This is a genomic window from Streptomonospora mangrovi (genome assembly GCF_027604915.1).
Lineage (GTDB): Bacteria > Actinomycetota > Actinomycetes > Streptosporangiales > Streptosporangiaceae > Streptomonospora > Streptomonospora mangrovi.
Genome location: NZ_JAJAQC010000037.1, coordinates 67,122 through 77,655, shown reverse-complemented (window position 1 = coordinate 77,655; position 10,534 = coordinate 67,122). Strand labels below are relative to the sequence as shown.

Below are 10,534 nucleotides of genomic sequence, written 5' to 3'. Positions count from 1 at the left end.
CGCGCCGGTGTCTGCGTGCCCGCCGGAACGAGGTCGGGACCTTGGTCCCGGGTGTTTCGTGGCTTTTGTCGGCATATGCTCCGCGGCGGCGGACTACCGTCGTACCAACGACCGACGCGAGCGAAGCGAGGGCACCATGACCGCGGGCGAGCCGGGCGCGGAGTCCACCCCCATCCGGGTCTTCCTGGTCGACGACCACGAGGTCGTCCGGCGCGGCGTGGCCGCGATGCTGGAGGGCGAGGGGGACATGGTGGTCGTCGGCGAGGCCGGCACCGCCGAACAGGCCATCGCGCGCATCCCGCTGGCAGCGCCCGACGTCGCCGTCCTCGACGTCCGGCTGCCCGGGGGCTCGGGCGTGGGCGTGTGCCGGGAGATCCGCTCCGGCCACCCCGAGATCGCCTGCCTGATGCTGACCTCCTTCGCCGACGACGAGGCGCTCTACGACGCGGTGATGGCCGGGGCCGCCGGCTACGTCCTCAAGCAGATCCACGGCGCCGACCTCGTGGGCGCCGTGCGCACCGTGGCCGCCGGCGGCTCGCTGCTCGACCCCGCCAGCGCCGGGCGCATGCTCGACCGGCTGCGCGAGGGGCCGGCCGAGCCCGACCCGCTGGCCGAACTGAGCCCCCAGGAGCGCCAGATCCTCGACCTGATCGGCGAGGGCCTGACCAACCGGCAGATCGGCGAGCGGCTCTACCTCGCCGAGAAGACGGTCAAGAACTACGTCTCCAGCCTGCTGTCCAAGCTGGACCTCCAGCGCCGCACCCAGGCCGCGATCCTGGTGGCGGAGCTGCGCAGCAAGCGCCGCTGAGGCGTCCGGCCGCCGACTCCTGACCCCGGCACCCGGCCCCGGCGCCCGGGTCCGCCTCAGCCCGCCCGCCGCGAGGTGTGCCCGGCCCGCTCGGCGGGCCGCGCCGCCCGCTGCTCGGCGCGGCGCCGCTCCTCGGGGTGCAGCGGCACGCTCCAGCGCAGCGCGGTGCCGCCGCTGGGCCGGGTCTCCACCGCGAACTCGCCCGCCAGCGCGTCGGCGCGCTCGGCGAGGTTGAGCAGGCCGCTGCGCCGCCCGTTCTCGGAGATGCCGCGCCCGTTGTCCTGCACCTGGAGGGTGAGCCACCGGTCGGCCTCCACCGACACGTGCACCTCCGAGGCGCGCGCGTGCCGCGCCACGTTGGCCAGGGCCTCGCCCAGGACGGCCAGGAGCTGGTCGCCGACGTCGGCGGGCACCGAGGTGTCGATGGCGCCCTCCAGCCGCACGCCCGGCTGGCAGCCCAGCGAGCGCGCGGCCCCCTCGGTGGTGGCCAGGATGCGGTCGCGCAGCGTCAGGTTCTGCGGCGGCGGTGGCTGGCGCAGCGCGAACACGGTCGAGCGGATCTCGCGGATGGTCTCGTCCAGCTCGTCGACGGTGCGCTGCACGCGGTCGCCGGCCTCGGCGTCGGCGATCAGCCGCAGCGTGCTCATCAGCGTCATGGCCGAGGCGAACAGCCGCTGGATCACCACGTCGTGCAGGTCCTTGGCGATGCGGTCGCGCTCCTCCAGCACCACCAGGCGCTCGGCGTCGCGCCGGGTCTCGGCCAGCTCCAGGGCCACGGCCGCCTGCGCCGAGAACGCGTCGATCATCCGCTGGGTGGGCTCGTTGAACGGCGCGAGCGCGTCGTGCTTGCCCAGCAGCAGCACGCCCCGGGTGTGCTCGGGCGTGCCGATCGGCACGAGCAGGCCGGGGCCGAACCCCCGGTGGGTCAGCATCGGGCACTGGGCCTGGCGCAGGTCGGAGATCGCCACCGCCTCGCCGTTGCGGTAGACCCACCCGCACTTGGTCTCGGACATGTCGATCGGGGTGTTGAGGATCTCCTCGGCCACCGATCCGTCGGCGATCTTGGCGATGAGGTTGCGTTCGCTCTTGTCGGGCAGCAGGACCACCGCCACATCGGCGCCCGACATCTCGCGCGACTGCTGGGCGAGGTAGCCGAGCACGTCGTCGGTGTCGTCGCCCGACAGCAGTCGCGTGGTGACCTCGGTGGAGGCCGCCAGCCACCGCTCGCGCAGCCGGGTCTCCTCATACAGCCGGGCGTTCTCGATGGCCACGCCGGCGGCGGTGGCCAGCGCGGTGACGACGGCCTCGTCCTCCTCGTCGAACTCCTCGCCGTTGCGCTTCTCGGTGAGGTAGAGGTTGCCGAACACCTCGTCGCGCACCTGCACCGGCACGCCCAGGAACGAGGTCATCGGGGGGTGGCCCTTGGGGAAGCCGTGGAAGTCGGGGTGCTCGGCCAGGTCGCGCAGGCGCAGGCTGGCGCGGTCGCGGGAGGGGACCGCCAGGATGCCGGTGCCGAAGGGGAAGACGGGGATGCGGCCGGTCTCCTCCTCGGTCAGCCCGACGGGGATGAACTCGGCGAAGCGGCCGTCCTCGCCGATGACGCCCAGGCCGGCGTAGCGGGCGTCGACCAGGTTGGCCGCCGCCTGGGTGAGCCGCCGCAGGACCGTGGCCAGGTCCAGGTCGCTGCCGATCGACAGCACGGCCTCCAGCAGGGAGTGCACGCGGTCGCGGGTGGACAGCGCCGATTCGAGGCGGACGTGGAGTTCGGAGATCAGCTCGTCCAGACCCATGTGGGGGAGGGAGGAACGTTCCGGGGTATCGGACATCGGATGCACACCTCCGGGTGCATACGTACTCGCTGCGGCCGATCGGAGCGGCCGGCGGCGGCGCGGACGGGCTGTGGGGTGTACCCGCCGCGACCGGCCGGGGCGATCGTCCGGCGTGCCGGTTTCCGCGGGGCGACGGACCGGGTTCAGGGCAGGATACGGCACCCGTCCGGGGAAGCGGTTTCATTCCCGCGTGCGCCGCCGGGGCGGTGCCCCGCCGGCTCCGCGGGCGCCGCCGGACCCCCCAGGTCAGGGCGGCGCGCACCGCGCGGGGCGGGCGCGCCGACCGGGCCGCCGGATCCGGCGGCCGGCGCCCGGAGAGGAAGTCGGACGGGGGCCGGCGGCCCGCCGCGGGGTGGGCCGATTCCGGTTACCGTGCGGCCGGGTCTTCCGGTGAACGAACCGGTCATTTTGGGTTATAGGCCGTTTTCCGGCCGAGAAATTTCGGTGATCCCCGTTGTGATCCGTAGCCGTCGTGCTACGGTCGCGTTCTGTCGGGGGACACGAACCCTGGTTTCGGGTTCGGAATCCTCGTGTGTCCCGGTGTCCGAATCCGGGGCATCCCGCCCTCCCGGCCCGTCGAGTCATCGACCGCACCCATCGCGCAGCCTCGCCTGAAGGGACCGCCATGCCGACCACCGGCCGCACGCGGCGCACATCGCGCCTCGCCGCGGCCGTGCGCGCGGCCGGGCGGACCCCGGCGCGCCGGTGGCTGCTGGTCGCCGGGGTGCTGGCCGGCGCGTGGTTCGCCGGTGCGGCTCCGGCCGCCGCCGACGCCGCGCTCCACGAGCACCTGGGGCAGGGCGCCGGCGCCGCGAGCCAGCGGGTGGCGGACACCCCCGCACCCGTCGCGCACGGCGCCGGAGGCGCCGCCGCCGAGGCGGCCGCGCCGGCCGCCTCCGGCACCTCCGCCGAGGCGCCCGCGCGGCCGGCCCGCGCCGGCACCCCGCCGGTGGCCGAGCGGCCCGACCCGGTCCCGCCCGTCCCGGCGGCGGCCGAGCCCGAGGCGCCCGCCCCCGCTCCCGCCGCGGACACCGCGCCCGGATCCGGTGGCGCGTCCGGCAACGGATCCGGCGGCGGCTCCGCCCGCGCCTCCGGCGGCGACGCCCCGCTGCGCCCCGCCGTTGACGCGGTGCGCGGCATCGGCCGCGACGCCGGCCGCGCGGTCCCGCTCAAGGTGGGACCGCCCGACCACGCCGCCGCCGACGCGGTCCCCGGCTCCGGGGCCGCCCACCGCGCCTCCGCCGGCCTGCCCGACCTCGGCATGAGCCCCTTCGCGCCCGGCCTGGGCCGCGACACCGTCGCGCTGCCCGCGCTGGACCTGACCGGCGCCTCCGCCGCGCGGCCCGGCGCCGACACCCAGCCGCACGCCGACGACCACACCGCCCGGCGCACCGGCGGCGACCGGCACGCCCGCAGCGCCCCGAACGGCGCGGCGGCCCCGGCCGCCGGCACGGCCGCCGCCTTCGCGGCGCCCGCCTCCGGTGCCGCCGCCGAGCCCTCCGCCGACACGCGCACCGGTTCCGCACCCGAGCCCGTCGACCCCCCGGCCTCCGCCGCCACGGTCGGCTCCGCACCGCAGGCCCCGCAGTACGGCGGGTTCTGCGCGGGCTACCTCCCGGCGGCCTCCGCGGCCGCCCCGGCCGCCGGCCCGCTCCCCTGCGAGCGCCGCGCCCTGGCCGCGGCTCCCCGCGATCTCGGCGGCGAGCCCACCTTCTCGCCCGACTAGCCGGCCCGACCCGGCGCGACCGCCCGGTGTCCCCGCGACCCGGCCCCGTTCCGCGCCCCTCTGGCGACCGGCTCCAGCGGCGCGCGCCCCGGCCCTTCACGGCCCGGTGCCATCCCGCCCCTCTGGAGGCTGACGTGAGCCCCGCGCTCCCCGCCCCGGCCTGAGCGTTCCCCCGCGCAGCGGCGCGGCGCGCACGGCGACCGCGAGGTTCACGTCAGTCCGAGGTCCGCCAGACACTCAGGCTGATCCCGGTGCCGCGTCCCCGTGCCCGCCACGCACGGACCGCCCGGCACCCGGAGAACGCAGGACCCCAGAACCGAAGCACCGCGCACGGCGCCCCCGGCCAGGGCACCGCACGCGGCGGGCGGATCCCGGATCCGCCCACAGACAACCGGACCGCGCGCGGCAACGCGCGCACACACCACTCGGAAGGACTTCTCCATGTTCCAGTTCGCTCGCAGCTCCGCCAAGGCCGCTCTGGTGGCGGTCGGTGCCGCAGGTTTCGTCGCGTTCGGCGCGGGTGTCGCCGGAGCCGACGTCCCGGACCCCATGAGCGCGACGGACAACCTTCCCGCCACCGACGCGCCCGCCGTGGTGGGCCTGCCCGCCGGCCTGGGCGGCACCGTCACCCGGCTGACGGAGAACGTGGACCTGGCGACCACGCTCCCCGCCCCCGGCACCGAGAACCTGGCGACCTCCGCCGGCGACATGTCCCACGTCGGGCCGCAGGTCCAGGGGCACCTCGACACCGCCCAGGGCCACATCGACCACCTGGGGCACGTCGTCGGCGCGGGCGGGGCCACCCTCCCGCAGGCGGCGCCGCTGCCGGGCGCCCCCGCCACCCTGCCGGTCGGCACCGAGCTGCCGACCGCCCAGACCCTGCCCGCCGCCGACGTCGTGCCCGACTCGCGCGGCCCGCTGCCGGTGCCCCACCCCACCGAGCTGCTGCCCCTGGTGCACGGCGCGACCGGCGCCGTCCACAGCACCGCCAACCAGTTGCTGCACGAGGGCAACACCCTGCCGATGAGCCACCAGGTGCAGGAGACCGTCGTCCCGCGCGGGTTCAACGGGACCGTGCACAGCACCGCCAACCAGTTGCTGCGCGAGGGCCGCGCCCTGCCGATGAGCCACCAGGTGCAGGAGACCGAGGGGCTCACCGACCTGCCGGTCGACGGCCTGCGGCCCGCCGGCGTCGTCGGCGCCGCGGCGGGCACGGCGGTCGAGCGCACCGTCGGCGCGATGCTGCCGCGCACCACCCAGGAGGTCGCCGAGCTGACCGCCGAGGTGCCGGAGGCCCCCGAGCCCTCCACCACCGCCCTGACCGACGCCCTGCCCGAGGTGCCGCTGCACATCGACGCCCAGGGCGGCGACCTCGGCGTGCTGGCGGACTCCGGTGTGCCCGGCGCGGCCGAGGTGAGCGAGGGCGTGGAGACCGTCAACCAGCAGGCTCCGTCGGTCGGCGAGCTGGCCCAGCAGGTCGACACCGAGCAGGCCGTGGCCGACGTCGTGGACGCGGCCGCCACCGGCGGCGGCGCGACCGGCGTGGTGGACGCGGCTCAGGACGTCCAACTCCCCGCGATCTAACCCTGGAGGCGCGGCCCTCCCGCACCGCCGTCGGCGGCGGAGGGCGCGCCGAACCCGGGCGCGCGGGACCGCGCCGCAGGGGCGTCCTGGGAACTGTGGGGGTTCCCGGGCCGCCCTGGCGCGGTCCCGCCGCCCAGCCTCCCCCACCCCTGGTGGGCGGAGTGCGGGGGCCTCGGGCGCAGCGGAAAACCGGTTCCACCCGTAGGAGCCCCGGAGACTGTGGGGGTCGTCCGGGGCGGGGCGAGCGGAACCGGTGCCGCCCGAGGCCCCCTTCTCGTGTCCCCAGCCAGTCGCCCGCCGCCCGCCGGCCGGGTGCGCGGATGAGAACGGCCCGGTCCCCGTGGCGGGGACCGGGCCGTTGCGCGTTTGGAAGCGGGTGCGGCGGGTGCCTACTCCTCGAAGTGCGGCGAACCCGGGGTGCCCGGCTCGGCGGTGTCGTCGGCCTCGCCGGTGGCGCTGTTGGCCACCCAGTCGTCCCACGAGCGCTGCCAGAAGCCCCAGCCGTTGTTCCACTCCAGCTCGCGGGTGGTGCCGGTGATGTCCACCGGGTCGCCCAGCAGGCTGTTCTCGTAGTACCACTGGGAGTCGGCGGTGCTCATGTTGACGCAGCCGTGGCTGGTGTTGGCCTCGCCGAGCTGGTAGTTCCAGTCGGCGGTGTGCAGGAACTCGCCGGAGTTGGAGATGCGGACCGCGTAGGCGACGAACTCCTCGTAGTACTCGGGGGAGTCCGGCGACACCCCGAGGGTGTCGTTGCTCATGCGGTAGTTGGTCTGGAACTCCATGGTGATGTGGGTGCCGCTGGTGGTCGTGTACTTCTCGGTGGTGGCCATGCCCAGGCTCACCGGGAACTCCTTGACGACCTCGCCGTCGCGCTCGACCACCATGTGGTGCTCGTCCTCGTCGATCGTGGTGATCTGCTCGCGGCCCACGCGGAAGGAGAACTCGCGGTTCTCGACCCCGTACACGCCCTCGGAGGCGGCGACCCCGGCCAGGTGCAGGTTGACGTCGATCCGCTGGTCGGGCTCCCAGTACTTCTCGGGCCGGAACACCGCCTGCTGGTCGGAGACCCAGTTCCAGGCGCCCTGCGCGGGCTTCTCGGAGGTGACCTCCATGGCCGCCTCGACCTGCGCCTTGTTCTCGACCGGCAGGTCGAAGTCGACGATGATCGGCATGCCCACGCCGACCTCCTCGTCGGCGGCGGGGGTGACGCTGACGACCTCCAGCCGCTGCCCCTCGACGGCGGGCTTGGTGGTGAAGTCGCTGATGACCTCGGTCTCCTCACCGGCCTCGTTCTCAGCGACGGCGGTGACGGTGACCTCGCTGCCGGGCTTGAGCGTCCAGTCGCTCACCCACTCGGTCTTGTCCTTGTTGAGGGTTCCGGTCATGCCGGAGTCGCCCTGGCCCTCGGCGACCGACTGCTCGACCTGGACGTCGGTGATGGTGCCGTCCGTCGCGCTGACGACGATGGGGGTGTCCGGGCGGATCTCCGAGGCGCCGTCCTCAGGGGTGATGGTGACCTCGGCCTGCGGCGCCGAGGGCTCCTCGTTGGCGAGGTCGCCTTCGCCGGTGCTGCACGCCGACGCGGCGAGCAGGACGACGGCGGCCACACCCAGCGCGGCGGCCGGAGAGCGGGAGATGCGGAAAGTCACGTCGGGGGTCCTCCAGGTCGTCGTGAGCGGGGGTGCTCCCGGTCGTGGCGGTGGGGAGGGTGCCATCGCGAGGGGAGCGGGGGCGCGCGAGGCCGCTGTGCGGTGCGGGACCGATGGTGCCCGAACATTCAGACGCGCGGAAGGGGTGGTTTGGTTCGCAACAAATTCGTTTTATTGGGAAGTATCCGGAAGTCCGAGTTGGTGACGGGGCGTAACACCGCGAACCGCCCGGTCCGCCGCCCGTTCCGCCGGACCCGGGCCTACCGCAGTTCGGCCTCCGTGCCGTCGCCCAGGCCGTTGGCGCAGGGGTTGGAGGTGGCGTCGCGGCCCTGGACCCGGCCGGGGCCGGTGGCCTCGGCGCCGTCGGCGGTTCCGGCCCGGTCGGCGGCCGGGGACGCGGTGGCCCCGGAGGTCGCGGCGGCGTTGTCGGCCGCGTTGTCGGCAACGCCGTCGGCCGCCGAGGGGGCGACGGGTTCGGCGCCGGGCGCGGGCGGCGCGGGCGCGCCGGCGGTGTCGCCGTGGTCCGCCCCGCCGCCGGTGTCCCCGGCCTCCTCGCCGGTCAGCAGGAAGCGGTCGTCCACGGGCCGGTCGTTGCGGATGGCCGTGAACAGCTTTGCCGACAGTTCGGGGTCCCACACCACGCGGTTGGGGTCGAAGGGGGCCTGCTGCCAGGGCACGGTGTAGAACGCGATGTCGGACAGCTCCACCCCGGCGAGCGTGGAGCCGATCGAGATCATCGTGGGCAGGTCGAAGTCGTCGTCGGTGCCGGTGTGCTCGGTGACCGCCTCCAGCAGCGCGGTCGTCCGGCGCGGGTCGGTGAGGACCCCGCTGCCGGTCACCTCGTCGGCCAGCGCGCCGAGGAACATCTGCTGGCGGTCGATGCGGCCGATGTCGCCGCCGTCGCCGATCTCGTAGCGGGCACGCACGAACGCCAGCGCCTCCTCGCCGTCGAGCCGCTGGCGGCCGGCCTCCAGGTCGAGTTGGGCCCGCACGTCGCGCATGGGCTGGGGGATGCACATCTCCACGCCGCCGATGGCCTCGACCATGTCGCGGAAGCCCACGAAGCTGAGGTGGGCGAAGTGGTCGATGCGGACGTCGGTCAGCGTCTCGATGGTCTTGACGACGCACGGGGGGCCGCCGTGGAACAGGGCGGCGTTGATCATGCCGTAGTAGCTCTCGGTGCCCTCGGTCTCGCCGTAGGGCGCGCACTCGGGGATCTGCACGAGGGAGTCGCGGGGGAAGTTGACGACCTGCACGCCGCCGTCGGGGGAGATGTGGGCGAGCATCAGCGCGTCGGAGCGCTCGCCGACGAAGTCCCGCCCGCCGTAGGCGGCGTTGCCGCCCTCGCGCCCGTCGGAGCCGATGAACAGGATGTTGAGGTCGTCGCCGATCTTCTCCGGCCGCTCCTCCTCGACCAGGGCGGAGTCCAGGTCGTGGCGCACCATGTTGCCGCTCAGCGAGCGGTAGTAGGCGTAGGAGGTGCCGGTGCCCACCACCAGGAGCGCCGCCACGGCCGCGGCGGTCCAGCCCAGTGCCCGGCGCCGGCGGCCGCGCCGGGGGGCGGCGGGGGTGTCCGCAACCCCGGGGGCGCCGGAGTCGGTGCCGGTTTCGGTGGGCGCGCCGGGGCGCTCGGGCGCCGGGGTGTCGGGCGCGGCGTCAAAGGCGGCGTCGTCGGGCATGCGCGGTCTTCCCGTCGGGAGGGCTGGCGCGCGGTCAGGGGGCCGTGCGCTGGGCAGGAGGCGCTGGCGGTGGAGGTCAGCGGAAAACGCGGCGCAAAGCGCGCGCGGGCGAGGCCGCGGGCGGCGGCAAGGGAAGGGGCCGCCGCGGCGCAGGGTGATCCTACGAGAACGGGCGCCCGGGCGCGCGTGCGACTCGCGGGGTTTTCTGGGGCTTTCGGGGTTGATGTCCGGTTATTGCGGAGGGAATTCGCCCACTGTTGTTGTCGAATTACCCATGACCGAAACCCGGGAGATACGTGTGCTCCCTGCCGTTCGGGTGATCTCCCGGGTTCCGGGCGGCGCCGCCGTCGGGGCGCCGGGCGGCGTCAGGTCCGCGGGCGGGACCAGAACCCCGACACCAGGCCCACGCCGACGATCGCCAGGGCGAGCTGGGTGATCAGCTCCCACCAGTCGACGCCGGGAGTGTCGGCGTAGCCGAACAGGCCCGCGATGAGCGTGCCGATGATGGCCGCCACCATGCCCACCAGGATCGTGAGCCAGATCGAGATGTTCTGCTTGCCCGGCAGGATGAGCCGTGCCAGCACGCCGATGATCAGACCGATGATCAGCGCGCTGATGATGCTGAGGATGATCTCCATGATGGTCCCCCTCCGGATTGGAATGCCATCACGAACGGTTATTTCCCGAATGCGGCGTAGGATGCGCGGGTTTGCCCGTTTCCTGAGTGGCGGGCGTACCTGACCTGCGTTGACGGGGGAGAGGGCGCACCCCGCGAGGGCGGCGCGGCCGGGGGGTGCGGGTGGTCGCGCTCCGCGACGGGGCGGGGGTTCGCGCGCCCGGTGTCGAGGGGCCGGGCGCCGGCGTCCGCGTTCGTCTCACCGGGGGCCCGGTTTGGTCCCCGACCGTCTCATCGACCCGCCGAGAATTGGCCGTCTTCGGCCACGGTTTTGGGTTTAGCGAATAAGATGAGCGATTTTTTCATTGTTTCGCATTGGTGAAGGGGCATGTCGCCCGCTGTCATTGGATGACCTGATGCCCCCGATCGCTCCCGAACGGGTGGAGATCCGGTATTTCCCTTATGTGGCTGGTCTGTCGCAGGGCGTGATCTTCACTTAGGGTTTCGAGTCATTCACCGATCGTTCGGTGGATGCGGCGGGTCCGGGTCCACAAGACCCCCTCCCGCCGGGGGTACGTGACCGGGATGCACGCCCGGGCACGCCTGTTCCCTTGTTCACCCCGCTCAAGGAGTACGGCACGTG

At 74.4% G+C, this 10,534-nt stretch carries 7 protein-coding genes; 3 read left to right on the top strand and 4 right to left on the bottom strand.

What is annotated here, in order from left to right:
- The first annotated feature begins 136 nt into the window (after positions 1–136).
- Positions 137–808, top strand: a complete 672-nt coding sequence (locus LG943_RS19790; RefSeq protein ID WP_270073807.1) for a response regulator — start codon at positions 137–139, stop codon at positions 806–808.
- A 56-nt stretch (positions 809–864) separates the two neighbouring features.
- On the opposite strand, the gene LG943_RS19785 is transcribed toward LG943_RS19790, so the two are convergent.
- Positions 865–2,634, bottom strand: a complete 1,770-nt coding sequence (locus LG943_RS19785; protein ID WP_270073806.1) for a sensor histidine kinase — start codon at positions 2,632–2,634, stop codon at positions 865–867.
- A gap of 628 nt (positions 2,635–3,262) precedes the next feature.
- Between LG943_RS19785 and LG943_RS19780 the strand changes: the two genes are divergently transcribed.
- Positions 3,263–4,363, top strand: a complete 1,101-nt coding sequence (locus LG943_RS19780) for a hypothetical protein (RefSeq protein WP_270073805.1) — start codon at positions 3,263–3,265, stop codon at positions 4,361–4,363.
- 441 nt (positions 4,364–4,804) lie between these two features.
- On the top strand, positions 4,805–5,947 hold the full coding sequence (locus LG943_RS19775; RefSeq protein ID WP_270073804.1) for a hypothetical protein: 1,143 nt from the start codon (positions 4,805–4,807) through the stop codon (positions 5,945–5,947).
- Positions 5,948–6,336: 389 nt separating this feature from the next.
- On the opposite strand, the gene LG943_RS19770 is transcribed toward LG943_RS19775, so the two are convergent.
- From LG943_RS19770 to LG943_RS19760, 3 genes are all read right to left on the bottom strand, one after another.
- The gene (locus tag LG943_RS19770; RefSeq protein WP_270073803.1) at positions 6,337–7,596 is read right to left on the bottom strand and encodes a L,D-transpeptidase; all 1,260 of its coding nucleotides are present in this window, start codon (positions 7,594–7,596) and stop codon (positions 6,337–6,339) included.
- Between the two features lie 260 nt (positions 7,597–7,856).
- Positions 7,857–9,275: an LCP family protein gene (locus LG943_RS19765; protein WP_270073802.1), complete on the bottom strand. Its 1,419-nt coding sequence runs from the start codon at positions 9,273–9,275 to the stop codon at positions 7,857–7,859.
- Between the two features lie 365 nt (positions 9,276–9,640).
- Positions 9,641–9,913 carry a GlsB/YeaQ/YmgE family stress response membrane protein gene (locus LG943_RS19760; RefSeq protein ID WP_270073801.1) on the bottom strand — a complete coding sequence of 91 codons (273 nt, stop codon included), beginning with the start codon at positions 9,911–9,913 and terminating at the stop codon, positions 9,641–9,643.
- Positions 9,914–10,534: the final 621 nt, after the last annotated feature.

Coding starts and splice junctions, on each gene's coding strand:
- LG943_RS19765 (WP_270073802.1), bottom strand. CDS start 9,275: ATGCCCGACGACGCCGCCTTTGACGCCGCGCCCGACACCCCGGCGCCC.
- LG943_RS19790 (WP_270073807.1), top strand. CDS start 137: ATGACCGCGGGCGAGCCGGGCGCGGAGTCCACCCCCATCCGGGTCTTC.
- LG943_RS19760 (WP_270073801.1), bottom strand. CDS start 9,913: ATGGAGATCATCCTCAGCATCATCAGCGCGCTGATCATCGGTCTGATC.
- LG943_RS19775 (WP_270073804.1), top strand. CDS start 4,805: ATGTTCCAGTTCGCTCGCAGCTCCGCCAAGGCCGCTCTGGTGGCGGTC.
- LG943_RS19780 (WP_270073805.1), top strand. CDS start 3,263: ATGCCGACCACCGGCCGCACGCGGCGCACATCGCGCCTCGCCGCGGCC.
- LG943_RS19785 (WP_270073806.1), bottom strand. CDS start 2,634: ATGTCCGATACCCCGGAACGTTCCTCCCTCCCCCACATGGGTCTGGAC.